Raw genomic sequence first — 25,189 nt, 5'->3', positions numbered from 1 at the left:
TCATGACTCCACCGCCGGCGGGTCCATCGACTCGACGACGACGAGGCCCTCGCGCTGCTGCTCGGCGACGAGGTGAATGGTCTCCAGCGACGCACGGGCGGCGGTGCAGGGGCGGCCCCAGCGGGCGCGGACCCGTTCGCTGGCCTCGGTGAGCGCCGCCTCGGCCCGCTCGACGAACTCGGCGACCGCGTACGAGCGGCCGACCTCGAGGTGGTCGTGGACCACGAGCGAGGGCGAGTAGGTCTCGAGGGTGTGGCCGTCGGGCCAGCGGGTGGTGAACCTCAGCTCAGGCATACGCGGGCTCCGGACGCTCGGCGGGGTAGTCGGGCAGGACGGCGTCGAGGCGGTACGCCTCCGGGCGGCGGTCGCGCAGCGCGTACATGCCCTGACGGACCGCGGCGAGCTCGGCGTGGACGTCGAGGGTCACGGTGGCCAGGCCGCCGGCGACGCCGGTCTCGGCGCGCACGTCGCCACCGGGGCCGACGATCTTGGCGTTGCCGACGAAGCGCAGCGAGCCGAACGTCCCGGTCTGGTTGGACGCGGCCCACACGACCTGGTTGTCGAGCGCGCGGGCGGCGTCGTAGAGGTCGAAGCGCTTCTTCCAGCGGTCGTCCTCGATGCGGTCGGCCGCCGCCGTCCGCGCGGTCGGCCAGGCCGAGAGCGCCGCGATGATCTCCGCCCCGTCGAGGGCGAGCGTGCGCGACGCCTCGGGGAAGGCCTTGTCGTAGCAGATGAGCATCCCGATCCGCCCCACGGGCGAGTCGAACGCCTCGAAGGCCGACGCCGCGGCGTAGCTGAGGTTCTCCCCGAGCGGCTGGTGGACCTTGCGGTGCGCGGCGAGCACGCCGTCGCCGGTGAGCGCGACCGCGGTGTTGTAGCGGACCTCCGCACCGGCCTCCTGCGTGGCCTCGCACAGGCCGAGCAGCACGGTCATGCCCCCGGCGAGGGCGGCGACCCGCGCGATCTCGGGCCCGTCCAGCGCGAAGGCGGGGGGCAGGTTCCGGCGGCGGCGGGCGAGCGTCTCCTCGTCATCGTGCACGCTGCCGAGGCTCGGCAGGTAGCCGCCGAGGCAGGCCTCGGGCAGCACGAGCAGGTCGGTGCCGCGGGCTCTGGCCTCGGCGACGATGCGGGCGATGGTCGCGTACGCGGCCTTAAGGTCGCGGCCGAAGGCGTCGGCGACGACGGTGATCGTGGTCTCGTGGGAGCGCGTGGGGGAGGCGGTCATGCGGGTCCTAGTCCGGTGACGGTGGTGAGGGCGGGGGTCGTACGGCCGTCGGGCCAGCGCAGCCCGACGCCGTCGCCGGGGGTGAGCGCGCCGCAGGCCGCAGTGGTGGCCGGACCGGCGGGAGCGGGCGCGCGGCCGGGCTCGTCGGCGGTGACCATGGCGAAGCCGGGGAAGCAGGTGAGCCAGTCGCCGGTCGTCGCCCCGGCCGGGGTCGGGACGTCGGCGACGTCGAGCACGGCGCCGCAGCCGCTGGCCTCGGCCAGCATCCCGAGGGTGCCGACCAGTCCGGCCATGCTCACGTCCTTCGCGGCGGCCGGTCGGGTCCGGGCGACGAGGGAGCCCATCGCCCGCAGGTCCTCGGTCGACCGTGCGCTGGTGGAGTCCCACTGGGCGCCGCGGTAGCCGGGGCGCCAGCCGCCGGCGAGGTCGGCCGTGACGGTGACGGCCTGGCCAGGCCGGCCCCCGCCGCCCGGGACCGGGTCGGCCGTCCGGCCCAGGGCGGTCACCGACAGGGAGCCGGGGACCCCGAGCTGGGTGTGGCCCCCGACGACGGGCACGTCCCACGCCTGCGCGGCCGCCGCGACGCCCCGCACCACGCGGGTCGCGAAGCTCGCGTCGCGGGCCCCGAGCGCGTCGAGCAGGGCGACAGGGGTGGCACCCATGGCGGCGAGGTCGTTGAGGTTCACCAGGACGGCGCACCAGCCCGCCCAGGTCGGGTCGCGCTCGACCATCGAGGGCAGGATCGCGTCGGTCGCGGCCACGAGGTCGGAGCCGGGGACCGGCGCCGCGTCGTCGCCGCGGAACCCGTCGCCGCCCAGCCCGGACGGGCCCCCGGCGAGCGGGGTCAGCAGCGGGCCCAGCGGCGCCTTGGTGCGGGCGGCGAGCCGGGTGACGCGGTCGACGGCCCAGGTCATGAGGACGTGCGGGCGGCCGTACGCGACCTCGTCGGCCAGCGCGCGCCAGCCGAGCCGGCGGAAGAGGGGGACGTTCGCGGTCTGCACGTGGGCGTCGAAGCGCAGGGCCCCGAGCCGTTCGGCGTGGGCGCAGGCCGCGCGCACGAGGGCCTGGCCGATCCCGGCGGCGTGCCCGCGCGCCGGGCGGGCGACCGCGAGCCGGCTGCCGACCCACCACCCGAGGTCGCGCCCCGGCGTGGCTGGCGCGAGCCGGACGGTGCCGACGACGTGACCGGTCGGGTCGAGCGCCACGAGCGTGAGGGCCCGCGCGTCGTCGTCGACGTCGTCGCGGTCGGTGGCGCCGAAGAGGCTCTGCTCGACCACGAACGTCTCGTGCCGGAGCCGACGCGCCGCGGCCAGCGTCGCGCCGTCCTCGGCCACGGCCACCGTCGCGGTCCGGTCCCGGGGACCGACGGTGTCGCGGGTCAGCAGCTCCACGTCGAAGACGCTCATCAGGCGCCCTGCTGCTGGAGGGTGCTGCAGGCGCCGCACGCCGCGCACCCCGCGGACTGGCCGTCGGAGGTCATGCCGGCGGCGACCAGGTCCCGGGCGACCCGGCGGGTCACGTCCTCGAGCACGAGGGGGTCGGGCGCGGTGGCCCCGTCGGCCTGGGCGAGCGTCCCGGCGAGCGGGCGGAACGGCACCACGAACGGGTAGACGCCCATGGCGATCAGCTCGCGCGCGCCGGCCACCAGCTCGTCGGGGTCCTCGCCGAGGCCGACCAGGAGGTAGGTCGACACCTGGTTGCGCCCGAAGACGCGGACCGCCTCGGCCCAGGCGGCCCGGTACTCGGACAGGCTCACCCGGGACTTGCCCGGCATCCAGCGGCGGCGCACGGCGTCGTCGAGCGACTCCACGTGGATCCCGATCGCGTCCGCACCGGCCTCGCGCAGCTCGGTGATCGTGCCCAGGTCACCGGGCGGCTCGCACTGGACCTGGACCGGCAGGTCGGGCACGCGTGCCTTGACCGCCCGCACGCAGCGGGCCAGGTGGGTGGCGCCGCGGTCGCGACCGGCCGACGTCCCGGTCGTCATGACCATCTGGCGCACGCCGTCGAGCCGGACGGCGGCCTCGGCGACCTCGGCCAGCTCGTGCGGGCGCTTGACCGCGACGGTGGAGCCGGCCGTGAGCGACGCCTCGATCGCGCAGAACCGGCACCGTTCCGCCTCGTCGTAGCGGATGCAGGTCTGGACGACGGTGGTCGCGAGGACGTCACGCCCGTGGAGGCGGGCGAGCATCTCGTACGAGGTGCCCTCCGCGGTGCGGAGGTCGTAGAACCGCGGCCGGCGCACCGGCTCCACGGCCACGTCCTCGACGACCACGCCGTCCTTGAGGAGCGTGTCGCCGTCGAGCCAGTAGGGGCTGGCGTCGTTCAGCGGCACGGCGACGCCCCGGCCGTCGAGCAGCAGGTGCCCGTCGTCGCTGGGTCCCGCGCCGGAGCGGCGGCTCACCGGCGCCCCGCCGCGGATCCCCAGGATCGCGAGGTCGACCCTCGTCGTCACGCTCATGGTCGGTACGGCCTCAGACCATGTAGGTCGAGTTGATGATCGCGCCCTTGTTGGCGAAGTAGATGAGGGCGTCCTGCACGTCGAGCGGGTGGCAGGGGATGGTTCCCGGCATCAGGTCCTCCTCGCGCAGGCCGTGCAGCGAGAGACCGAAGCGGCAGACGAAGACGGTGCCGCCCTCGTCCATGAAGGTCTGCAGCGTGTTGTTGATGTTCTGCTCACCGGGGAAGGCCGAGTCGCCGGTGGTGGGGAAGCCGCGGGTGGCGATCGCGTTCATCGAGCCCGGGCCGTAGAAGTAGACGACCGAGTCGAAGCCCTTGCGCAGCGCGCGGAGGGCCTGCAGGCAGGCGACGAAGCTGACGCTGGACTCGTGGGCGATGCCGTGGACGAGCGTCAGGTACGACTGGCCGGGCTCGGCCTGGATGTCGGGGAAGATCTTGGTCGAGCCGTAGATCGAGCTGCCCTTCTCCAGCGAGGGGTGCGGGATCTCGTTGCGGGAGGTCTCGATCTTGGCGAGGATCTCGTCGTCGAACAGCGGCACAGGGGACTCCTGGTGATCGGTGGTGTCCGCGGGCGACCCGTGCGCCGCGGCCTGGTTCGATCTTGGGCCGGGAGCGGTTCCGGACGGGTTACGTGCGGAACAAGCCGCGATGACGGTCGTAACAGTCGTGTCGCGCGCGACTCACCTCGTGGTCCTTCGCCGCGTGAGGCTGCGAGAGCGCTCCCTGAGCCCGTCGGAGGGCCTCGAGCGCTCCCTGAGCCTGTCGAAGGGCCTCGAAGAGGTCGGCGCCCCCAGACCGACAGCGCTACCCGGCTGGCAGCAGCGCGCTGATCCGGTGCGCGAGCTCGACGTCGTACTGGGTGACCCCACCGGCGACGTGGGTCCAGAGCGCGAACCGCACCTGGTCGTAACGGAGGTCGACGTCGGGGTGGTGGTTCATGGCCTCGGCCTCGTCGCCCACGGCGACCACGAGGTCGAGCGCGGCGCGGAAGCTCTCGAGCCGGACCGTCCGGACGAGCCGGCCGTCCTCGAGCTGCCAGCCGGGCAGGTCGCGCAGCTGCGCCGCGAGGTCGGCGGGCATCAGCAGCCGGGGCACGGAACCACGCTAACGTTCCTCGCCGTGGCGGAACCGTGGACCTGACCGAGCTGGCGGACCGGGTCCTGCCCATCCTCGGCTTCGTCGTCTGCATCACGGTGGTGGCCGAGATCGCGGACGGGCTCGGGGTCTTCACGCTCCTGGCCCGCGGCACGGCCCGGCTTGCCCGGGGCTCGGTGCTGCGGCTGTGGCTGCTCGTCGTGCTCGTGGCGGTGCTCGCGACCGCGGTGCTGTCGCTCGATACGACCGCGGTGCTGCTCACGCCCGTCGTGCTGGCGCTCGCCGCGCAGCTGCGCCTGGACCGCCTGCTGTTCGCCTACACGGCGGTCTGGCTCGCGAACACGGCCTCGCTGTTCCTGCCGGTCTCGAACCTGACCAACCTCCTCGCTTTCACCCGGCTCCCCAGCTCCGGCGTGCCGGCCTTCCTGCGCCTCACCTGGCCCGCGGCCGTCGTCTGCACGGTCGTCACCGTCGTCGCCCTGGCCCTGTTCTTCCGCCGGTCGCTGCGCGGGACGTACGTGCTGGGCGAGGCGCCGACCTGGCAGCACCCCCGGCTGCTGCGGCTCGGAGTGGTCGTCTGCGCGCTGCTCGGGCCCGCGTTCGTGCTCGTCGGGAACGTGCTGGTGGTGTCGGCCGTCGGAGCGGCGGTCCTCGTGGTGGCCTGCGCGTTCGGGGCCCGGCACCTGCTGCACTGGCGGATGCTGCCCTGGCAGCTCGTGCTGGGCGTGTCCGTCCTCTTCGTCCTCGTCCAGCTGGCGCACGACCACGGGCTCGGCGACGTGCTCGGCCGGCTCGCCGGCTCGGGTTCGGCCTGGGTCCCGCTGCTGCGCGTGGCGGGGCTGGGAGCGCTGGGCGCGAACCTGCTGGACAACCTGCCCGCCTACCTGGCCATGGAACCGGCGGTCCTCGACCACCCCGTACGCCTCGTGGCCCTGCTCGTCGGCGTCAACGCCGGGCCGCTGATCACGCCATGGGCCAGCCTGGCGACGCTGCTGTGGGCGGCCCGCTGCCGCTCGGCCGACCTCTCGGTGTCGTGGGGCGGGTTCGCCCTGCGTGGACTGGTGCTCGTCCCGGTCCTGCTGGTGACGGCGACGCTGGCCCTCGCGTTCGTCTAGCCGCCCGCGGTCAGCGTGCGCGCCACTCGCTCTCCAGCAGGGCGAAGTCGACCTCGGTCGTCCAGGCGCCCTTGAACCACTCGTTCTCCACGAGCACGGCCTCCTGCCGCATCCCGATCCTGCGCAGCACCGCCGCCGAGGCGGGGTTGCGCTCGTCGATCCGGGCCACGACGCGGTGCATCCCGAGGTCGTCGAACGCCACCCCGAGCAGGGCGCGGGCCGCCTCGCTCGCGTAGCCGTGGCCGGCGTGGTCGGGATGGATCACGTAGCCGATCTCGGCCGTCCGGTGCGCGGCGCTGCGCCAGATGAGGATCACGTCCCCGACCAGCTCGCCGCTCGTGCGCAGCGTGACGGCGAGGCTCGCGCCCGCACCCTCCTGGCGGATGGTCGTGGCCGTCCGGCGGGGGAGCCAGGCGACCACGTCCTCGCGCGTCTTCGGCGTCCAGGGGATGTAGCGGCACACGTCCTCGCGCGACGCGTACGCGTGGATCGCGTCGACGTCGGCGGTCGCGTCGATCGGGCGCAGCACCAGCCGCTCGGTGACGAGCGGGTGGGGCAGCGTCAGCACGAGCGGGACCCGGTCAGTGCTCGGCGGCCGCGCGGGCCGGGGGCTGGCCGATGCCCTCGAGCAGCTCGCCGTACCAGGGCGTGGTGATGTCGAACGGCTTGCCGCCCTTGATCCGCGAGAACTCGATCGCCCGCAGCTCGTCGCCGCGCTCCTCGTCGTGCCCGATCACGCCGGACTCACCGCGCAGGGCGCAGTCGACGGCCAGGTCGGTCATGGAGCGGATGAGCTGGAGGTCGGCGTCGTTCGCGGCGGCCGAGCGGGAGAAGTAGCCCGACTTCTGCACGAGGACCTTCTCCGCGCCGAGGCGCTCGGCGAACTGGCTCGCGAACCACTGGCCCGGGTTGACCTTGTCGATCTTGACGTGGCCGAACGGGTCGCGGGCGACCTCCTGGCCGGAGCTCTCGAGGTCGGCGACGATCGTGCTGAGCCCGGCGCCCTCGGAGAGGAACAGGTTCACCGAACCGACGCGGTCCATGACCTCGCGCAGGCGCTCGCCCTCGGTCTCGAGGTCGAACTCGGCCTCGGGCAGGTAGACGCCGTGGATGTCCCAGGCCTCGCGGCTCAGGCCGATCTCGGGCAGCCAGGCGCGGGTGTCGAGCCAGTCGCGGTACGCCTTCGCGGTCGCGGCGGTGAGCCAGCCGCAGTGGCGGCCCATGACCTCGTGCACGATCAGGTTCCGGGCGCCGGAGTTGTGCTCGGCGACCACGTTCTCGGCGAACCGCGCGCCCTGCTCCGCGGCGGTCCAGGCGCCGAGCGACTGCCGGATCGGGATCACGTCGTTGTCGATCGTCTTGGGCAGTCCGACGACCGTCAGGCCGTAGTCGTTGTCGGCCAGGAACGCGGCCAGGTCGGCGGCGGTGGTGTTGGTGTCGTCGCCGCCGATCGTGTGCAGCACGTCGATGCCGTCGGCGGTGAGCCGGTCGGCGGCCGCGCGCACCGGGTCGGTGCCCTCGGGCACGAGGCCCCGCTTGACGAGGTCGGCGGCGTTGGTCAGCTTGACGCGGGAGTTGCCGATCGGCGAGCCGCCGAAGGCGTGCAGCCGGTCGGCGTGCTTGCGCACCTCGTCGCCGACCACGATCGAGTCGCCCTGCAGCAGGCCCTGGTAGCCGTAGCGGTACGCGATGATCTCGATCTCCGGCGCGATCTCGGTGTAGCGCTCGACCAGCCCGCCGATCGCGGAGGAGAGGCAGGGGGCGAAACCGCCCGCGGTCAGGAGGGCAACCTTCTTCACCATGGGCTCGAACCTACCGAACCCTGCGCGGCTCAGGAGAGCGACGACTCCTTGTGAGCAGCCTTGCTGCCGCTCTTGCTCGACTCGACGATCCAGTACGGCTCGTCCTCCGAGGCGTTGAACTTCTGCCCGTCGTGGGTGAACTCCTTGGTCTTCTTCTCGACGGCCTTGCCCTCGGTCTTGCCCTGCGGGGTGTTCCAGTGGACCGTGTCGCCCTTGCTGATCGCCATGGGCGTGACGCTAGCGCGGGCCACCACGAAGTCCGTCGAGCGGTAGGTTGCCGCGACAGTTCTGGGGGAGATCGCGCGGCAACCTACCGCTCGTGAGGTCCGGGGCAACCCGAGATGCGCTTCTCCGACGGTGGCTCGCGCCCAGCCGGGATAAGAAGGGCGCATGAGCGCGGCGGAGTACGTCCCCGAGGGTGCCGGCATCGCGGAGCTGCGGGAGGCGGCGCAGGGCTGCCACGGCTGCGAGCTGTGGGAACCGGCCACCCAGACCGTCTTCGGCGCCGGCAGCCCGAAGGCGTCGATGCTGCTCGTCGGCGAGCAGCCGGGCGACGTCGAGGACCAGCGCGGGCTGCCCTTCGTGGGGCCCGCGGGCAAGGTGCTGCAGAAGGCGCTCGACGAGGCGGGCGCGGACCGCTCGACGCTCTACGTGACGAACGCGGTCAAGCACTTCCGCTTCGAGTGGCGGGGCAAGCGGCGCATCCACCAGACACCGGACACCAGCAACGTCGTGGCCTGCCGGCCGTGGCTCGAGGCCGAGATCCGCCGCGTCGACCCGCAGCTCGTCGTCGTGCTGGGGGCCACCGCCGCCAAGTCGCTGCTGGGCAGCGGCTTTCGCGTCACGAAGGAGCGCGGGGTGGTCTTCGAGCGCGACACGCCCGCCGGGACGCGACGGTTCCTCGCGACGATCCACCCGTCGGCGATCCTGCGGATGGACGCCGAGCTGCGCGACCAGGGCTACGCCGATTTCGTGGCCGACCTGCGGACCGCGGTCGCCGCCGTCTGAGGTCGGCGGCCGCGGTCGGCAGGACTAGCTGAGCTCCTCGAGCCGGAGGGCGACGCCGAGCGCGAAGAAGGTCGGCGCCCAGTGCCCGACGAAGATGCCCCAGCGGTCGGCCTGCGCCTTGTTGCCGCTGCTGGCCCGGCTCGCGTAGTGCGAGACGAAGCTGAGGCCGATGGAGGCGAAGCCGGCGGCGTACGCCCACTCGCTGCGGAAGCCCGCGCTGCTGAGGGCGGCGACCACGCCGCCGCTCTTCGTCACGCTGGCGACGGCGCCGCCCGCGGCGGACTTGACGGTGCTGCCGAGGTCACCGGCGGTGTCGGTCAGGCTCATGGGTGGTCCTTCCGGGGCTCCAGCGGCGGGATGTGCCGCTGCTGCGCTTCATCCGACCACACGCGTGGGCGGCGTCCTCTCCCTACCCTGCCGCGCCGGTGCCGACACCGGCCGCGCCCCGAGCGACGCGCGGGCGGACCGCTCCGGTCGACCGTCAGGCCTTCTGGCATGATCAGCGTTCTCGGGGGGCTGCGGGGGCAGCTCATCGGGTCCACTGGTCGACGACGATCGGAAGGACGACATGGCGACCACGACCCTGCTGGTCTTCGCGTTGGGAGCCGCGCTGGCGATGATCGCCGGCGTGGTCTGGATCCTCTGGGAGGACGCCTCCACGCACCGCCGCGCGCACAACGACCTCGAGACGTGCGAGGCGATCTGGGCGTTGACCCCGACCCGCCGCCCGTACGCCGCCGGCGAGAGCTGATTTCGCCGCCGGCCTCAGGCCGGCGCGGGGAGGTCGTGCTCCTCGTCGTGCGCCGCGAGCCACGCGACGGCCTCGTGCGCTGCCGCGTCCGACGTCCAGCCGGGCTCGTAGCCGAGCCGGCTCTGCGGCTTGGAGATCGAGCACACCTGGCTGCGGTGCAGGTGCTCCCAGCTCGTGCCCGCGTGCTCGTCGCCGGCCTCGGCGCGGAACTGCTCCCACGTCACCGGGCGCAGCCGGGCCTCGTGGCCCCACCACGCGTACGCCGCCTCCGCGAAGCCGCGCACGGTGAGCGCCCGTGCGCTGACCGCGTGGAACGCCTCGCCCACCGACGCCTCCGGTCGCTGCAGCGCCAGCTCGAAGACCTGCGCCACGTCGTCGGCGTGCACGTGGTGCATCGTCGCGGAGGCGTCGCCCGGCACCGTGAGCTCCTCGCCCCGGGCGATGGTCGCCCACACCCGGGGGTCGACGTTGCCGACGGGGTTGATCACGCGCCAGCCCGGCCCGCTGATGTGGCCGGGGTGGACGACGGTGCAGGGCAGGCCGCCCGAGGACGCGGACTCTGCCAGCAGCAGGTCCTCGATCGCCTGCTTGCCGACGCCGTACTCGCCGAACGGGTGCTTGGGGTCGTCCTCCTCCATGGGCAGGCTGGTGCTCAGCCCGTGCGACCAGATCGACCCGCAGTGGGCCAGCAGCCCGACCTCCCCGCGCAGGCCCTCGACCAGCTGGCGGGCGGAGTCCGGGGTGAAGCAGACCAGGTCGACGACCGCGTCCGGACGCTCGGCCAGCACCTGCGCCGCCGTCGTCCCCTCCGCGTCGCTCGCGTCGCGGTCCAGCACCACCCGCCGGGCGTCGTCCCAGGCCGGGTCGGGGTGGTAGGCCTCGCGGGTGCCGCGGCTCGCTGCCACCACCTCGTGTCCCGCCCGGACGAGCCGGGGGACGAGGTAGGAGCCGATGTGCCCGGTCGCTCCGAGGACGTAGATGCGCATGCCCTTCACCGTACGGAGGTGGTCCGACGGTTCGCGGTGCGCAGCGTCCTGCTCCGCTCCACGGCCCCGTCGTGGTGCGGGCGCCCGGGGCGGCGCGGGAGTGTCGTCCTAGGCTCGTCGGCGGTAGTCAGACGACGGCGAGCAGGGGAGTGGGCACGTGGCAGTGGCGGACGCAGGGACGATCGAGCTCGGGGGCAGGACGGTCAACCGGCTGGGGTTCGGGGCGATGCGGATCACCGGAGACGGGATCTGGGGCCCGCCGAAGGACCACGACGAGGCTCTCGCCGTGCTGCGGCGTGCCGTCGAGCTGGGCGTGACGCTCATCGACACCGCCGACTCGTACGGGCCGTACGTGTCGGAGGACCTCATCCACGAGGCCCTGCACTGGCAGGTGGGCGGCGAGCACTACGGCGACGTGGTCATCGCCACGAAGGGCGGGCTCACCCGGCACGGGCCGAACGTCTGGCCGCCGCTGGGGCGCCCGGAGTACCTGCGGCAGTGCATCCTCATGTCGCTGCGGCGCCTCGACGTCGAGCAGATCGACCTGTGGCAGCTGCACCGCATCGACGAGAAGACGCCGCGCGAGGACCAGTTCGCGACGGTGAAGTCGTTCGTCGACGACGGCCTGGCCAAGCAGGTCGGCCTGTCGGAGGTCGGCGTCGACGAGATCAAGGCGGCGCAGGACGCCGGCCTGCCGGTCGCGTCGGTGCAGAACCGCTACAACCTCGTCGACCGCGCGGCCGAGGACGTCCTCGACTTCTGCGAGGCCAACGGCATCGCCTTCATCCCGTGGGCGCCGGTCGCCTCGGGTGACCTGGCCAAGCCGGGCGGCGCGCTCGACAAGGTCAAGCAGGACCACCCGGGCGTGACGACCTCGCAGCTGGCCATCGCCTGGCTGCTGCGCCGCTCGCCGGTCATGGTCCCGATCCCCGGGACGGGTTCGGTGGCGCACCTCGAGGAGAACCTCGGCGCGGCCGACGTGCAGCTGAGCGACGAGGAGTTCCAGGCGCTGTCCGACGCGGCCTGAGGCTCGGGCCGGAGGGTCGACCCGGTCCCTCCGGACCGGCAGCAGCTCAGGCCGAGAGCGAGAAGACGGGCGCGCCCAGGCGCTCGGCGTCCACCGTGACGCCGAGCCCCGGGCCGTCCGGCAGGGAGCCGTGGCCGTCGACCGAGCGGGGCCGGTGGCCGGCGACGTGGCCGTCGGTCCAGTCGTTGAAGAACGACGTCATGAACAGCGACCCGGACGCGGTGCTCGCGGCCAGGTGGCTGACGGCGGCGGTGACGACGTCGCCGCCCCACATGTCCTCGACGGAGACGCGCAGCCCGAGCTCCTGCATCGCGTCGCGCAGCAGCGCGGTGCGGGTGAGGCCGCCGACCCGGCTGATCTTGAGGTTGACCGACACGGCCCCGGCCTCGTGCTTGGCCGCGACGAGGTCGGCGAGGGTGGAGACCGACTCGTCGAGCACGAGGGGGAGTGCGGAGCCGCGCAGGGCGAGGGCGCAGTCGGCCGTGCTCCGGCAGGGCTGCTCGACGTAGACCGGGGCGCCCGGCAGCTCGCCCAGCCCGCGCACCGCGCTGCGGGCCGACGCGAGGTCCCAGCCGCCGTTGGCGTCGGCCACGACGACCGTGGACGGCCCGCCCGCCTCGACGCAGGCCCGCGTCCGCGCCACGTCGGTGCCGGGCTCGTTGCCCACCTTGAGCTGGAACCGTTCGATGCCGGCCGCCCGGCGCGAGGTGACGAAGTCGGCCATGGCCGCGGGTTCCCCCAGGGGCACGGCCTCGTAGAGGGGCCACCGCTCCGTGAGCACGCCACCCAGCAGGTCGGCGACCGGCCGGTCGACGGCGCGCCCGAACAGGTCCCAGCACGCCATGTCGACGGCGCTCTTCGCGTACGGCTGGCCGAGCAGCGTGGCGTCCATGACCTGGTTCAGCCGGCGCGGGTTCGTCGGGTCGAGCCCGAGCAGCGCGGGCGCCAGCTCGGCGAGGGCCGCGCGGATCGTGCCCGGCGAGGTCGGCAGGTAGGTCCGCCCGAGCGTGGTCACCTCGCCCCAGCCGACGAGGCCCTCGTCGGTGCGCAGCGAGACGAGCGTGCCGTCCTCGTGCGTCGCCGCCCGCCCGCCGGACATCACGTAGGTGCCGTGGACGTAGCCGACCGCGTACGCGTGGACGTCGATCCCCGTGATGCGCACGTCAGGGGGTGCCGGAGCGCCGGACGTAGAGGGTGATGCCGACGCCGTGCGGGTCGGGCGTCTCGACGGGCACGAAGTCGTGGTCGAGCACGGCGAGCTCGCTGCGGGCGACGGTCTCCGACGGCAGCACGGCGAGGCCGGGGCGCCCGACGACCCACACCCGCGGGCTGCCCGCGAGGTTCGCCTCGACGGAGGCCAGGGGAAGGGGGCGGCCGGTGAGGTTGTGCGCCTGGACCGGTCCCTCCGACAGCGCCACGTCGTGGGTGCGGGCGAACGAGGCGGGGTAGACGAGCGCGACGAGGCGGCGGTTGTCGGGCAGGAAGAGCACCGCGTCGCCCGACCGGGCCCCGGCCGCGACCACCGCGGCCGCGCCGGCGAGGTCGTCGGGGCGGGAGGACGGCGTGCGTTCCGCCCGCTGGGTGCCGAGGCCGCCGAGGGCGACCAGCGCGACGGCGAGCGCGGCGACCAGGGCCGGCGCACCGGTCGCCAGCCGCCTGCCGGACGCCCGCCCGTCCGGGCGTGCGGCCAGCCGACCCGCCAGCCAGGTTCCCACGCGGTCGACGCCGGCGGCGGCGAGCAGGGCGGCGGCGGGCACGGACGGGAACACGTAGCGCGCCACGAAGATCGGCTGCACGAAGGAGGCGGCCACGAGCGCGACGAAGGGCGCCACGAGCAGCGGCAGCGCGACGGCCGTCAGCCTCGAGCGCGCCGCCGCCACCGGCAGGACGCCCAGCAGCACCAGGACGGCGACGAGCGCCATCAGCGGGACCGTCGGGCCGAGGACGAGGTGGACGAAGTCCCGCACCGTGGCGGGGCCCGGAGCCGGGATCCAGCCGACCTGGAAGGGCTGGCTGCGGGTCATCAGCGCGAGCGTGCCGGCCACGGCGAGCGCCGGCAGCACGGCCAGCCCCCAGGACAGGAGCGCGCTCCGCGGCCGGCGCCACCACAGCAGCGTGAGGAGGTGGGTGAGCGGCACGAGCACCGCGAGCAGGTTGAGGGCGACGAGCACCGCGCCGGCGACCGCGTACCCGACCCACCAGCCCGCCGCGCGTCGTCCGGCGCGTGCCTCGGCGCGCAGCAGGAGCCAGGTGGCGAGCAGGGCGACCGCGACGATCATCGCCGTCGAGCGGGCCTCCTGCGCGTAGAAGGAGGTCGACGGGTTCGCGACGAACAGCAGGCCGGCGACGAGCCCGACCCGCACCGAGGCCAGCCGGGCGCCGAGGACGCCGACCAGCCCGGCGGCGACGGCCATCGCGAGCACCGAGGGCACCCGGGCCCAGACGACGCCGGAGCCGAGCTGCATCCAGGCGTGCAGGAACGTGTAGTAAAGGGCGTGCACGGTCTCGAGCTGCGCGAGCATCGCCCAGAGCTCGGCCAGGCTGCGGTCGGCCGCCACCAGCGAGGCCGCCTCGTCGCGCCACATGGAGCGGCGGTCCAACCCGACCAGCCCGACGACGAGCATCGCCCCGACCGGCAGCAGCAGCACGAGCTGCCGCCAGGACGCACCGGCACCCCGGGCCCGTGCGCCGTCGACGACCTCGTCCGGGAGCGACCGCCTGGGCGACGCCGCCCTCGACGTCGCATCCGACACCATGCTCGACACGGGGCAGACCGTAGCCGCTCCGGACGGCGCGCGCACGGCTCTTGGGCCAGGACGCGGGGAACCGACGCGGGGCTGCGACCGACGTCACGCGGCTCCCGAGGCCTTCCGCCTCAGCCGGTCCTCACATCGTCGAGGTGCCCGGGACCGTCAGGTGGAGCAGGTCCGCGGGCGTCCCGGCGACGGTGACGACCTTCTCCGTCGTGGCGTCGAACGCGCGCAGCCGGCCGTCGGTGAGGGCGAGCAGGTAGCGGCCGTTCGGCGTCCAGGCGGCCTGGTCGGTCCCGTCCGTGCGCGCCATCGCGCCCGGCACCTCGACGCGGTGGCCGGAGCTCAGGTCGACGAGCACGAGGGTGGCCCCGGACCGGGTCGGCTTCGGCAGCTGGAGGGCCACCCAGCGACGGTCGGGGCTGAGCACGCCCCCGTGCCCGGCGGCGGACCCGACGTCCTTGCCGTAGAGCCCGGTGAGCGAGATCCGCACCGCCGGGAGGTACTGCGGCTCCTGGCCGTTCCGGTTGTAGCGCGCGTCGCACTTGCCGGCCTTGTCGCAGTCCCAGGTGAGGACCGTGTCGGTGCCGGTCGCGAGGAGGACGCCACGCGAGATCCGCCGGCCGCCGTCGGGTCGCGCCTCGTACGCGCCCTGGGCGTCGCCGACGACGAGCGCGTCGCTCAGGTGGGCGGTGGGCACCCCGAGGCCGGCGGGGACGCGGATCGTCGTCGCCCCGACCCGGGAGCCCTGGAGGTCGACCTGCACGGCGTTCCGGATCCCCTGCACCGGGGGCTGGAGCGCCCAGAGGGCCCCCGCCCCGGCGGGGTAGAGGCGGACGGCCTCCTGCAGCGCGACCGGCAGCACCTGCGGCCCGCCGCCGTCGCGCAGCACGAAGCCGGACGGAGCCCCGGTCGTCTTCGACACCACGAAGCCCTGGCCCGCCACGAGGCTGGAGACCCCGCCCGGCGCCGGCGTCGCGGTGAGCGCCGTCGCGCCGGTGGCCAGGTCGGCCCGCTGCACCGCGGTGGTGGTCTGCAGGTACACCACGGCGTCCCCGGCCCCCTCGAGCGCGAGGCCGTCGTGCTCGCCCGCCACGGCCGGCGGGATGCTCGGCAGCCCGCCGTTCCCTCCGCCGGCGTCGGCGGCCGGGGCTCCGGCCGCCGTGGACGCCGCGCGCTGCAGCACGATCGCCGTCACCAGGCCCGCGACGACGAGCACCGCGACGACGACCAGCAGCACGACGGGCCAGCGGCGGCGGCGCTGGACGTACTCCATCGGCCCCACCTCCGGGGTCGTACGGGTGTCCGGCCCCCCGGAGGGTTCGGGCTGGACGGGCGGTTCGGGCTGCACGGGGGGCTCCTCCTGCACGGCGGCGGGTTCCACGGCGGGCCGCTCCTCGGGCTCAGGCACCGACGTACGCCGCGAGGTGCTGGCCGGTCAGGGTGGACCGGGTGCGGACGAGCTCGGCCGGGGTGCCCTCGAAGACGACCCGGCCGCCGTCGTGGCCCGCGCCGGGACCGAGGTCGACGACCCAGTCGGCGTGCGCCATGACGGCCTGGTGGTGCTCGATGACGACCAGGGACTTGCCGGCGTCCACCAGCCGGTCGAGGAGGGCGAGCAGCTGCTCCACGTCGGCGAGGTGGAGCCCGGTCGTCGGCTCGTCGAGGACGACGACGCCACCGCGCTCGCCGAGGTGGGTGGCGAGCTTGAGTCGCTGGCACTCGCCGCCGGACAGGGTGGTGAGCGGCTGCCCCAGCCCGACGTAGCCGAGCCCGACGTCGACGAGGTGGCCGAGCACGGCCTGCGCGGCCGGGAGCCGGGCCTCGCCGGTGGAGAAGAACGCGGCGGCCTCGGCCACCGGCATGGCCAGGACCTCGCTGATGTCCCTGCCGCCGAAGGTGTAGGCGAGGACGTCGTCGGAGAAGCGCCGGCCCTCGCAGAGCTCGCAGGTCGTGGCCACGCCGGCCATCATCGCGAGGTCGGTGTAGACGACGCCGGCCCCGTTGCAGCTCGGGCAGGCGCCCTCCGAGTTCGCGCTGAACAGGGCGGGCTTGACCCCGTTCGCCTTGGCGAACGCCTTGCGGATCGGCTCGAGCACACCGGTGTACGTCGCCGGGTTGCTGCGGCGCGACCCGCGCACGGGGGTCTGGTCGACGACGACCACGCCCTCGCGGCCGCGCAGCGAGCCGTGGACGAGCGAGCTCTTGCCCGAGCCCGCGACGCCGGTGACGACGACGAGGACACCGAGGGGCAGGTCGACGTCCACGTCGCGCAGGTTGTGCTCCGACGCCCCCCGGATCTCGAGGCCGCCGCGAGCCGTCCGGACCGATTCCTTGAGCCGCGCCCGGTCCTCCAGGTGGCGTCCGGTGACCGTGCCGCTGGTGCGCAGGCCGTCGACGTCGCCCTCGAAGCAGACCCGGCCCCCGCCGGTCCCGGCGCCCGGGCCGAGGTCGACCACGTGGTCGGCGACGACGATCGTCTCCGGCTTGTGCTCGACGACCAGCACCGTGTTGCCCTTGTCACGAAGCCGCAGCAGCAGCGCGTTCATGCGCTGGATGTCGTGCGGGTGCAGCCCGGTGGTGGGCTCGTCGAACACGTAGGTCACGTCGGTCAGCGCGGAGCCGAGGTGGCGCACCATCTTGGTGCGCTGGGCCTCGCCGCCCGACAGCGTGCCCGCGGCCCGGTCGAGGCTGAGGTAGCCGAGCCCGATCTCGCCGAACGACTCGAGCGTGCCGCGCAGCGAGGCGAGCAGGGGAGCGACCGAGGGCTCGTCGAGGCCTGCGACCCAGGTCGCGAGGTCGCTGATCTGCATCGCGCACGCGTCGGCGATGCTGACACCGCCGATCGTGGAGGACCGCGCGGCCGCGGTCAGCCGGGTGCCGTCGCACTCGGGGCAGGTCGAGAAGCGCACCGCCCGCTCGACGAACGCCCGCACGTGCGGCTGGAGCGCGTCGACGTCCTTCGACAGCACCGACTTGCGCAGCCGCGGGATGACGCCCTCGAAGGTGAGGTTGATGCCCTCCACCTTGATCTTGCGCGCCTCGCCGTGCAGCAGGTCGGTCAGCTTCGCCTTCGAGAACTTCCCGACCGGGAGGTCCATGTCGAAGCCGGCGCCGGCGAAGATGCGGCCGTACCAGCCGTCCATCGAGTAGCCCGGGACGGTCAGCGCGCCCTCGGCCAGGGACTTCTCCGCGTCGTAGAGCTGGGTCAGGTCGATGTCGTTGACCGCACCGCGGCCCTCGCAGCGGGGGCACATGCCGCCGGTGATGCTGAAGGTCTTGCGCTCCTTGACCGTCTGCCCGCCCTTGGTCGAGGTGACCGCGCCCGCGCCGCTCACCGAGGCGACGTTGAACGAGAACGCCTGGGCCGAGCCGATGTGCGGGCGCCCGAGACGGCTGAAGAGGATGCGCAGCATCGCGTTGGCGTCGGTGGCGGTGCCGACCGTCGAGCGGGGGTCGGCCCCCATCCGCTTCTGGTCGACGATGATCGCCGTCGTCAGGCCCTCGAGGACGTCGACGTCGGGCCGCGCGAGGGTGGGCATGAAGCCCTGGAGGAAGGCGCTGTACGTCTCGTTGATCAGGCGCTGCGACTCGGCCGCGACGGTGTCGAAGACCAGCGAGCTCTTGCCGGAGCCCGATACGCCCGTGAACACCGTGAGGCGGCGCTTCGGGATCTCCACGTCCACGTCGCGCAGGTTGTTCACCCGCGCGCCGACCACGCGGATCACGTCTGGCCGGGCGGGCTCGTCGGTCGAGCGCCCGGGTGCGGTCGTCGTGGTGGTCATCGGGGCTCCTCCTCGGGGCTGCTCCGGGTGCCGAGTATCCCGCAGGCGGCGGCGGGACGAGACCGGTGCGGGTCCCGAGGTCCGTCGTCGGGGACGCGCAGCACCCGTCGAGCGTCGACCAGTGCGACGCCGAAGCCTTCTTGACCAAGATGAGCGACGGCTAGGAAGCAGCCGGGGGCGTCAGCGTGCCCTCGTGACCCTGATGCCCGATGGAGTGCCGTGGACCACCACACCTGCGACCCGACCTCGAACGAAGACCCGGTCTCCGGCGTGACCGGCGGCCCCGTGGCCCGTGACGTGGCCGGCCCGGCCCGCGACGGGGCGGACCGTGACGTGGACAGCGATGTGCGTGCCGACGGCCACGACCTCGGCTCGATGCGCCGGGCGCTGGAGACGCAGCCGGCGATCGAGCAGGCCAAGGGGATGCTGATGGCCTACTACGGCATCGACGCCGACCGCGCGTTCGCCGTGCTCAGCCGGTGGTCCTCGATGCGCCACGTCAAGGTGCGTGACCTGTGCCGCGACATCGTGGAGGCTGCGGCGCTGCCGGACGCGTCGCGGTTCGGGACGCTCGAGCGCTTCCTGGAACAGGCGCGGGGGGATACGCGGGGGGATTGAGCGGGCGACGACCGGTCGAGGTGCCCGACTCAGGTGCGTCCGAACCCGCGTCCAGGAGCCGGGTCCTCTCCGGTGGTCCCCCGCACCAGGTCGGTGGCGACCTCGCTGACGCGGCGGTGGCTCGTCTGCGACTCACGGCGGAGCAGCTCGAAGGCCGTCGCCGCCGTGCAGCGCTGCTGGCCCATGATGATGCCCATCGCCTGGTCGATCACGGTCCGCGACCTGAGCGCCTCCTCCATCTGGTCGATCAGCCGCGTGTCGCGCGTCAGGCGCCGGATGATGCGCAGGGTCCCCGACGCCTGGGCGGCGAAGAGCTCGAGCTGGTGGCGCAGCGGGTCGTCGAACAGCCGCGGACGGGCGAAGCCGTAGACGTTCATCGCCCCGAACGTCTCGTCCGCGGTCCCCAGGGGCAGGCTGAGCGAGCAGCGCAGCCCGAGCGCGCGGGCCGTCGGCACGTACTCGGGCCAGCGGCTCTCACCGGCGGTGTCGGGGACGTCCACCACGAGCCCCGTGCGCAGGGTCTCGATGCAGGGCCCACCCCGCACGCGGTACTGGGTCTCGTCGAGCCGCACCGCACGGTCGGCGCTGGACCCGACCGTCAGCACGTCGCCCTCGACCCGCAGCGTGATCCCGCACTCGACGCCCGCGTCGGGCACGAGCGAGGCCGCCAGCTGGGTCAGCTCGTTGATCGTCGAGCCCAGGTCGCGCGGGTCGAGGAGCAGGGACTGGAGCCGGTGGAGGAGAGGGTTCTCCGGGGGCGTGCCGTCGGTCACGAGGAACCTGTCCGGCCCCGGGAGGCCTCGTCGTCGTGCGGTCGCCGACGCTCCGGCTCAGCTCGGTGGTGCTGCTGACCGTAGGGCACCCGGCAGGGGCAGGCCGGGGCCCGGCGTCCTAGGAGGCGCCGCCGTCGGGCAGCCGGGCCGACCACCGCTCCTCGATCCGCCCGAGGCGCCACACGAGCAGCGCGGCCAGCCAGGCCAGGCCGAAGAGGCCGACGATGGCGTAGCCGGCGCCGTCCAGCGGTATGGCTCCGAGAGCGGCCAGCGGCCCGCGGACCGCGCCCGTCTGCTCGGCGAGGACGCCCGCGAGCTCGATGGTGCCGATCCCCAGCGCGACCGCCACGGAGATCGCGGTGATGGTGAGGTTGTAGTAGACCTTGCGGACCGGCCGACGGAACGCCCACCCGTACGCGCCCGTCATCATCACCCCGTCGACGGTGTCCATCAGGCACATGCCGGCCGCGAACAGCACGGGGAGCACGAGGATCGCGTAGAACGGCAGGTCGAAGGCCGCCGCGCCGCCGGCGAGGACCAGCAGGCCGACCTCCGTGGCGGTGTCGAAGCCGAGGCCGAAGAGGACGCCGACGGGGTAGATGTGCCACGGCCTGCGGACGGCGCGGGTCAGCCCGCCCAGCAGGCGGTTCATGAAGCCGCGGCGGTCGAGCTGCGCCTCGAGCTCGGCCTCGTCGAAGTCCCCGTGCCGCATCCGGCGGAAGACCCGCACGATCCCGACGAGGACCACCAGGTTCGCGATCCCCAGCACCCACAGGAACACGCCCGACACGGACGCGCCGATCACGCCGGTGAGGCGGTGCAGCGTCGACGCGTCGTCCGCCACCTGACCGGCCAGCGCCTTCACGCCGCCGGCGATGGCCAGGGCGAGGGCGAAGACGACCGTCGAGTGGCCCAGCGAGAACCAGAAGCCGACCGACAGCGGCCGGCGGCCCCCGCCACCGGCGACGCGGTCGGCCAGCAGCTTGCGCGTGGTGTTGTCGACCGCGGCTATGTGGTCGGCGTCGAACGCGTGGCGCAGGCCGAAGGTGTACGCGAGCAGCCCGACGCCGGCGCCGAAGACCGGCGTCGACCCGCCCAACGGGTGGTGGGCGGGGACGACCAGGCCGAAGAGCACGGCGAGGCCCACGACGTGCAGCACCACGATGACCAGGGCCATGCCGACCAGGGAGCGGCGGTCCGCGGGCTCCAGCCGCCGCACGAGACCCCGGAGCCGCCCGCCGGCGAGGGGCGCGGCGGGTGCCGCGGACGGGCGCATGGGACCTCCTGGGCGACGAGCCGGACGTTCGGGCTGGCGTCCCGACGCTAGCCGACGTGGACCCCAGGAGCCGGTCGCGTGCGGGCTCCACGGACGACGCCCGTCGTCAAACGACTCGAAGCAAAGAGATTCCTGGTAAATTCCTGAGAAGCAGGACCTCGGGCGGGCCCTCCGTCCGCGAACCCCCGCGGCCCCGGCGGCACTGAGGAGAGGAGCTTGTCATGCTGCGCACGTTCGACGGCGACCCCGCCGACGAGGGCGCCGAGCTGCCGGTGGAGGCGCTCGCCGCCGAAGCCCGGTCCATCTCCGACGACCCTGCTCACGCCGCCGACGCGGGTCTCGACGACGCCGTGATCACCCTGCGCTCCCTGGTCCGCGCGGTCGAGCGCTACCGGACCTCGGTCTCCTCCTCGACCGGTGTCGGTACCACCGAGAGCCAGGCCCTCTCCTACCTCCTCGTCCACGGGGACCGCGGCCAGTCCGAGCTCGCCCGCGAGCTCACCCTCACCAGCAGCGCCGCCACCGCCCTCGTCGACCGCCTCGAGCGCCACGGCGTGGCCGAGCGCGTCCGGCACCCGAGCGACCGGCGCCGCACGATCATCCGCCTCACCCACCAGGGCGAGCAGCTCGCCGACCGCGTCCACCAGCCGCTCTACGCCAGCCTCGGCCGCGTCGACGCCGCCGACCTGCCGGCCGTGTCGCGCTGGATGGGCGTCATCGCCGACGGGCTCCTGGGCGTCCGCGCCGGTCTCGCCTGACCTCCGCCCCGCACGACGGGCGCTCTGCGGCCGCCGGCCGATGAGTGCGCCGGCTCCCTCCGGTCTGACCTCCTGACCGCACCACCGGGAGGAGACCCATGGGCACCGTGGTCGCCAACGCCTCGACCTCGCTCGACGGCTACATCGCGAAGGCGGACAACAGCATCGGCGCGCTGTTCGACTGGCTGCAGGCGGGCGACGAGGAGGTCGCGACCGTCACGTCCGGCCTCACGTTCCACCTGACGCCGCCGAGCGCCGCGTACTGGCGGGCGTGGACGTCCGGCCTCGGGGCCCTGGTCTGCGGGCGCACCCTCTTCGACGTCACCGACGGCTGGGCCGGTCGCCACACCCTGGACGTGCCGGTGGTGGTCGTGACGCACGCGGTCCCGACCGGTTGGGTCGAGCGGCACCCGGACGCCCCGTTCACCTTCGTCACCGACGGCGTCGAGGCGGCGGTGGCTCGCGCGCAGGTGCTGGCGGGGGAGGGCACCGTCGCCGTCACGGCCGGCACGATCGCCGCGCAGTGCCTGCGGCTCGGCCTCCTCGACGCCGTGGCGATCGACCTGGTGCCCGTGGTCATGGGCGCCGGGCGGCCCTTCTTCCCGGGCCTGCCGCCGGAGGACGTCCTGCTCGGCGACCCGGACGTCTGCGTGCGCGCCGAGCGCGTCACGCACCTGCGGATGCCTGTGCGGCGGGCATGAGACGGGCGTGAGACGCCGACCTCCTACGGTGGGCCGGTGCCCGACGACGCCGTCCCGACCGCCGCTGCTCCGACCGCCTCTGCTTCGACGGGAGACGCGGCCCGCGACGACTGGTGGCGTGACGCCGTCGTCTACCAGGTCTATCCCCGCAGCTTCGCCGACAGCGACGGCAACGGCATCGGCGACCTCCGCGGCGTCACCGACCACGTCGAGCACCTCGCCGCGCTCGGCGTCGACGCGGTCTGGCTGAGCCCCTTCTACCCCTCGGCGCTGGCCGACGGCGGCTACGACATCGACGACCACCGCGACGTCGCCCCCGAGCTCGGCACGCTGGCCGACTTCGACGCGATGGCCGCCGCGCTGCACGGGCGGGGCATCCGGGTCGTGGTCGACATCGTCCCCAACCACACCTCGGACCGGCACCGGTGGTTCGTCGCCGCGCTGGCCGCCGCACCGGGCTCGGACGAGCGGGACCGCTACGTCTTCCGCGAGGGACGCGGCCCCGACGGCGCCGAGCCGCCGACGGACTGGGAGAGCGACTTCGGCGGTCCGGCGTGGACGCGGGTGCCGGACGGCCAGTGGTACCTGCACCTGTTCGCCCCCGAGCAGCCCGACCTCAACTGGGACCGCCGCGACGTGCGCGAGGAGTTCCTCACCACGCTGCGCTTCTGGGCCGACCGCGGTGTCGACGGCTTCCGGGTCGACGTGGCCAACCTCCTGGTCAAGGACCTCACCGAACCGCTGCCGAGCCTCGCCGAGCTGGCCGCGCTGACCGACGGGGAGCACCCGTACGAGGACCGCGACGCCGTGCAGGAGGTCTACGCGGAGTGGCGCACCCTCTTCGACTCCTACGACCCGCCCCGCATGGCGGTCGCCGAGGCCTGGGTGCCGGCGCACCGCCGCGCCCGCTACGCCAGCCCGCAGAGCCTCGGGCAGGCGTTCAACTTCGACCTGCTGACCGCGCCCTGGGACGCGGGCGCCTGGCGCGGCGTCATCACCGAGAACCTCGACCTCGCCGCGCAGAGCGGCTCGACCTCGACCTGGGTGCTGTCGAACCACGACGTCATCCGCCACCCCACCCGCTACGGCATCACCGCGGCCGCCGGGCAGCCGAACGCGATCGGCTACATCCCGGCGTTCGGGGTCGACCCGACGATCACCGTCGACGAGGAGCTCGGCGCGCGCCGGGCCCGCGCGGCGACGCTGCTGATGCTGGCGCTGCCCGGCTCGGCGTACCTCTACCAGGGTGAGGAGCTCGGCCTGCTCGAGGTCGCCGACATCCCCGCCGACCAGCGCCAGGACCCGACCTTCTTCCGCACCGGCGGACAGCGCCTCGGGCGTGACGGCTGCCGGGTGCCGCTGCCGTGGACCAGCGAGCCGCCGTCGTACGGGTTCAGCCCGGCCGACGCCTCCGCCCCGCCCCACCTGCCGCAGCCGGCCTGGTTCGCGCGGTTCAGCGTCGCGTCCGAGGCGGGCGACCCGGCCTCGAGCCTCGCGCTCTACCGCGCCGCGCTGGCGCTGCGCCGCGAGCTCGGCGGGCTCGGACGCGGCGAGGGGCTCGCCTGGGAACCGTCGTCCCCGGCGGTCGTCCACGTCATTCGCCCCGGCGGCTGGCACTGCCTGACGAACTTCGGCCCGGCCCCGGTGGACGTCCCGGCCGGCCAGGTCGTGCTGGCCAGCGCGCCGCTGGTCGGGGGCCGGGTGCCGACCGACGTCACCGTCTGGGTGCGGGCGGGGCAGCGGTGACCGCCCGGCTGCACGACCCGGGCTGGCGCGGCTTCGCCAGCGACAACTACGCCGGCGTGCACCCCGAGGTGCTGGAGGCGCTCGCCGCGGCGAACGGCGGCCACCAGGTGTCGTACGGCGAGGACGCCTACACCGCCCGGCTGCAGGAGGTCGTCCGCGAGCACCTCGGGGAGCGGGCGGAGACGTACCCCGTGCTCAACGGCACCGGCGGCAACGTGCTCGCGCTGACCAGCGTGCTGCCGCGCTGGGGTGCGGTGGTCTGCACGACGAACGCGCACATCCACACCGACGAGGCCGGCGCGCCCGAGCGGGTCACCGGTCTCAAGCTGCTGCCGGTCGCGACCCCCGACGGCAAGCTCACGCCCGCGCTGGTCGACGCCGAGGCGTGGGGCTGGGGCGACGAGCACCGCGCCCAGCCGCTCGCCGTGAGCATCACGCAGACCACCGAGGTGGGCACGCTCTACACCCCCGACGAGGTCGCGGCCCTGGCCGAGCACGCCCACGCCCGCGGCATGGCCCTCCACCTCGACGGGGCCCGCATCTGGAACGCGGCGGCCGCCCTCGGGACGGACCTGCGGACGTTCACCGCGGACACCGGTGTCGACGTGCTCACGCTCGGCGGCACCAAGAACGGCCTGCTCGGCGTGGAGGCCGTCGTCGTCCTCGACCCCGAGCGCGCGACCGGGCTGACCTACCTGCGCAAGCTGACCATGCAGCTGACCAGCAAGATGCGCTTCGCCTCCGCGCAGCTGCTGACCCTCTTCGACGGCGACCTGGGGCTGCGCAGCGCGGCGCACGCGAACGCGATGGCGTCCCGCCTGCGCGCCGCGCTCGAGCCCGGCGTGGCGGACGGGTCGCTGCCCGGGCTCACGTTCGTGCAGCCGACGCAGGCCAACGCGGTCTTCGTCGCGCTGCCGCCCGGCGTGGCCGACCGCATCCGCGAGCGCGTGCGCTTCTACGACTGGGACACCCCGCGCGGCGTGGTGCGCTGGATGACCTCCTGGGACACGACCGAGGCCGACGTCGACGCGTTCGTCGCCGTGGTCCGCCAGGAGCTCAGCCGCACCACCTGACAGCCCCGCCACCTCACCTCACCTCACCTCCGCCCCTCCCAGACCGTCGAGCGGTAGGTTGCAGCGCGATCTACCCGAGTAGATCCCCGGCAACCTACCGCTCGGCGGGGGAACGTGAGGTCGGGGAAGATCTACGGGGTGGGCAGGACGCGTGGCGGCGGGGACCTGGTTGGACCCGCCGACGGCGGGTAGGGCTCGAGGGTCGTCCGCCGTCCCGGGGGGCGTTCCGACGACCCTGGA

26 protein-coding genes are annotated in these 25,189 nt (G+C 74.2%); 9 read left to right on the top strand and 17 right to left on the bottom strand.

The features are described from left to right. The 6 genes from BMY04_RS10305 to BMY04_RS10280 all read right to left on the bottom strand — a co-directional run bounded on the left by BMY04_RS10305 (position 1) and on the right by BMY04_RS10280 (position 4,780). The gene (locus BMY04_RS10305; protein WP_091179437.1) at positions 1 to 294 is read right to left on the bottom strand and encodes an MSMEG_0570 family nitrogen starvation response protein; all 294 of its coding nucleotides are present in this window, start codon (positions 292 to 294) and stop codon (positions 1 to 3) included. Then, complete coding sequence (locus tag BMY04_RS10300; protein ID WP_091179435.1) at positions 287 to 1,225, bottom strand: carbon-nitrogen hydrolase family protein; 939 nt, start codon at positions 1,223 to 1,225, stop codon at positions 287 to 289. The genes BMY04_RS10305 and BMY04_RS10300 overlap by 8 nt, the downstream gene beginning before the upstream one ends. Continuing rightward, positions 1,222 to 2,631 carry an MSMEG_0567/sll0787 family protein gene (locus tag BMY04_RS10295; protein ID WP_091179433.1) on the bottom strand — a complete coding sequence of 470 codons (1,410 nt, stop codon included), beginning with the start codon at positions 2,629 to 2,631 and terminating at the stop codon, positions 1,222 to 1,224. The genes BMY04_RS10300 and BMY04_RS10295 overlap by 4 nt, the downstream gene beginning before the upstream one ends. After that, complete coding sequence (locus BMY04_RS10290) at positions 2,631 to 3,686, bottom strand: MSMEG_0568 family radical SAM protein (protein WP_091179431.1); 1,056 nt, start codon at positions 3,684 to 3,686, stop codon at positions 2,631 to 2,633. Before BMY04_RS10290 ends, BMY04_RS10295 begins: the two co-directional genes overlap by 1 nt. A 13-nt stretch (positions 3,687 to 3,699) precedes the next feature. Further along, the gene (locus BMY04_RS10285) at positions 3,700 to 4,224 is read right to left on the bottom strand and encodes an MSMEG_0572/Sll0783 family nitrogen starvation response protein (RefSeq protein ID WP_091179430.1); all 525 of its coding nucleotides are present in this window, start codon (positions 4,222 to 4,224) and stop codon (positions 3,700 to 3,702) included. Positions 4,225 to 4,489: 265 nt separating this feature from the next. Then, on the bottom strand, positions 4,490 to 4,780 hold the full coding sequence (locus BMY04_RS10280; RefSeq protein WP_091179427.1) for a 4a-hydroxytetrahydrobiopterin dehydratase: 291 nt from the start codon (positions 4,778 to 4,780) through the stop codon (positions 4,490 to 4,492). Between the two features lie 35 nt (positions 4,781 to 4,815). Here BMY04_RS10280 and BMY04_RS10275 point away from each other — a divergent pair, with 35 nt between their 5' ends. Next, a complete protein-coding gene (locus tag BMY04_RS10275) occupies positions 4,816 to 5,895 on the top strand; it encodes an ArsB/NhaD family transporter (RefSeq protein WP_091179425.1) in 1,080 nt (359 codons plus the stop codon). Positions 5,896 to 5,905: 10 nt separating this feature from the next. On the opposite strand, the gene BMY04_RS10270 is transcribed toward BMY04_RS10275, so the two are convergent. From BMY04_RS10270 to BMY04_RS10260, 3 genes are read right to left on the bottom strand one after another with little or no spacing between them, the layout of a single operon-like run. Then, entirely contained in the window at positions 5,906 to 6,463 is a 558-nt protein-coding gene (locus tag BMY04_RS10270) for a GNAT family N-acetyltransferase (RefSeq protein ID WP_198410052.1), read from the bottom strand. A 13-nt stretch (positions 6,464 to 6,476) separates the two neighbouring features. Further along, a complete protein-coding gene (locus BMY04_RS10265; protein WP_091179424.1) occupies positions 6,477 to 7,697 on the bottom strand; it encodes a pyrophosphate--fructose-6-phosphate 1-phosphotransferase in 1,221 nt (406 codons plus the stop codon). Positions 7,698 to 7,726: 29 nt separating this feature from the next. Continuing rightward, positions 7,727 to 7,924: a hypervirulence associated TUDOR domain-containing protein gene (locus tag BMY04_RS10260; protein ID WP_091179422.1), complete on the bottom strand. Its 198-nt coding sequence runs from the start codon at positions 7,922 to 7,924 to the stop codon at positions 7,727 to 7,729. A gap of 163 nt (positions 7,925 to 8,087) precedes the next feature. On the opposite strand from BMY04_RS10260, the gene BMY04_RS10255 reads away from it, so the two are divergent. Continuing rightward, the gene (locus tag BMY04_RS10255) at positions 8,088 to 8,705 is read left to right on the top strand and encodes a UdgX family uracil-DNA binding protein (protein WP_091179421.1); all 618 of its coding nucleotides are present in this window, start codon (positions 8,088 to 8,090) and stop codon (positions 8,703 to 8,705) included. Between the two features lie 24 nt (positions 8,706 to 8,729). On the opposite strand, the gene BMY04_RS10250 is transcribed toward BMY04_RS10255, so the two are convergent. Then, positions 8,730 to 9,032, bottom strand: coding sequence for a hypothetical protein (locus tag BMY04_RS10250; protein ID WP_198410051.1), 303 nt, complete (start codon positions 9,030 to 9,032; stop codon positions 8,730 to 8,732). Between the two features lie 241 nt (positions 9,033 to 9,273). Between BMY04_RS10250 and BMY04_RS10245 the strand changes: the two genes are divergently transcribed. After that, a complete protein-coding gene (locus tag BMY04_RS10245) occupies positions 9,274 to 9,456 on the top strand; it encodes a hypothetical protein (RefSeq protein WP_091179419.1) in 183 nt (60 codons plus the stop codon). Between the two features lie 14 nt (positions 9,457 to 9,470). On the opposite strand, the gene BMY04_RS10240 is transcribed toward BMY04_RS10245, so the two are convergent. Then, positions 9,471 to 10,442, bottom strand: a complete 972-nt coding sequence (locus BMY04_RS10240; RefSeq protein WP_091179720.1) for an NAD-dependent epimerase/dehydratase family protein — start codon at positions 10,440 to 10,442, stop codon at positions 9,471 to 9,473. Between the two features lie 157 nt (positions 10,443 to 10,599). Here BMY04_RS10240 and BMY04_RS10235 point away from each other — a divergent pair, with 157 nt between their 5' ends. Beyond that, positions 10,600 to 11,469 (top strand): aldo/keto reductase, encoded by an 870-nt coding sequence (locus tag BMY04_RS10235; protein WP_091179417.1) that lies wholly within the window; start codon positions 10,600 to 10,602, stop codon positions 11,467 to 11,469. Between the two features lie 46 nt (positions 11,470 to 11,515). On the opposite strand, the gene BMY04_RS10230 is transcribed toward BMY04_RS10235, so the two are convergent. The 4 genes from BMY04_RS10230 to BMY04_RS10215 all read right to left on the bottom strand — a co-directional run bounded on the left by BMY04_RS10230 (position 11,516) and on the right by BMY04_RS10215 (position 18,004). Next, entirely contained in the window at positions 11,516 to 12,631 is a 1,116-nt protein-coding gene (locus tag BMY04_RS10230) for a mandelate racemase/muconate lactonizing enzyme family protein (protein ID WP_091179415.1), read from the bottom strand. Between the two features lies 1 nt (position 12,632). Beyond that, positions 12,633 to 14,234: a glycosyltransferase family 39 protein gene (locus BMY04_RS10225; RefSeq protein ID WP_091179413.1), complete on the bottom strand. Its 1,602-nt coding sequence runs from the start codon at positions 14,232 to 14,234 to the stop codon at positions 12,633 to 12,635. Positions 14,235 to 14,355: 121 nt separating this feature from the next. Beyond that, positions 14,356 to 15,630, bottom strand: a complete 1,275-nt coding sequence (locus BMY04_RS10220) for a hypothetical protein (protein WP_139209819.1) — start codon at positions 15,628 to 15,630, stop codon at positions 14,356 to 14,358. Continuing rightward, positions 15,623 to 18,004, bottom strand: a complete 2,382-nt coding sequence (locus tag BMY04_RS10215) for an ATP-binding cassette domain-containing protein (protein WP_091179409.1) — start codon at positions 18,002 to 18,004, stop codon at positions 15,623 to 15,625. The genes BMY04_RS10220 and BMY04_RS10215 overlap by 8 nt, the downstream gene beginning before the upstream one ends. A 219-nt stretch (positions 18,005 to 18,223) precedes the next feature. Between BMY04_RS10215 and BMY04_RS23060 the strand changes: the two genes are divergently transcribed. Beyond that, positions 18,224 to 18,622 carry an ANTAR domain-containing protein gene (locus tag BMY04_RS23060; protein ID WP_198410050.1) on the top strand — a complete coding sequence of 133 codons (399 nt, stop codon included), beginning with the start codon at positions 18,224 to 18,226 and terminating at the stop codon, positions 18,620 to 18,622. A 29-nt stretch (positions 18,623 to 18,651) separates the two neighbouring features. Here the strand turns inward: BMY04_RS23060 and BMY04_RS10205 are convergent, their stop codons facing one another. Beyond that, on the bottom strand, positions 18,652 to 19,395 hold the full coding sequence (locus BMY04_RS10205; RefSeq protein WP_091179407.1) for a GAF and ANTAR domain-containing protein: 744 nt from the start codon (positions 19,393 to 19,395) through the stop codon (positions 18,652 to 18,654). A gap of 118 nt (positions 19,396 to 19,513) precedes the next feature. Continuing rightward, the gene (gene nicT / locus BMY04_RS10200; RefSeq protein WP_091179405.1) at positions 19,514 to 20,671 is read right to left on the bottom strand and encodes a Nickel transporter NicT; all 1,158 of its coding nucleotides are present in this window, start codon (positions 20,669 to 20,671) and stop codon (positions 19,514 to 19,516) included. A 221-nt stretch (positions 20,672 to 20,892) separates the two neighbouring features. On the opposite strand from nicT, the gene BMY04_RS10195 reads away from it, so the two are divergent. The 4 genes from BMY04_RS10195 to BMY04_RS10180 all read left to right on the top strand — a co-directional run bounded on the left by BMY04_RS10195 (position 20,893) and on the right by BMY04_RS10180 (position 24,949). Then, a complete protein-coding gene (locus BMY04_RS10195; protein ID WP_091179403.1) occupies positions 20,893 to 21,429 on the top strand; it encodes a MarR family winged helix-turn-helix transcriptional regulator in 537 nt (178 codons plus the stop codon). Between the two features lie 98 nt (positions 21,430 to 21,527). After that, positions 21,528 to 22,130: a dihydrofolate reductase family protein gene (locus BMY04_RS10190; protein ID WP_091179401.1), complete on the top strand. Its 603-nt coding sequence runs from the start codon at positions 21,528 to 21,530 to the stop codon at positions 22,128 to 22,130. 36 nt (positions 22,131 to 22,166) lie between these two features. Next, on the top strand, positions 22,167 to 23,876 hold the full coding sequence (locus tag BMY04_RS10185) for a glycoside hydrolase family 13 protein (protein WP_091179399.1): 1,710 nt from the start codon (positions 22,167 to 22,169) through the stop codon (positions 23,874 to 23,876). Continuing rightward, on the top strand, positions 23,873 to 24,949 hold the full coding sequence (locus BMY04_RS10180; protein ID WP_091179396.1) for a threonine aldolase family protein: 1,077 nt from the start codon (positions 23,873 to 23,875) through the stop codon (positions 24,947 to 24,949). Before BMY04_RS10185 ends, BMY04_RS10180 begins: the two co-directional genes overlap by 4 nt. Positions 24,950 to 25,189: the final 240 nt, after the last annotated feature.

The organism is Microlunatus flavus (assembly GCF_900110855.1).
GTDB classification, from domain to species: Bacteria; Actinomycetota; Actinomycetes; order Propionibacteriales; family Propionibacteriaceae; genus Microlunatus; species Microlunatus flavus.
Note: the sequence above shows the minus strand (reverse complement) of the source record. Positions and strands in the feature narration are given on the sequence as shown.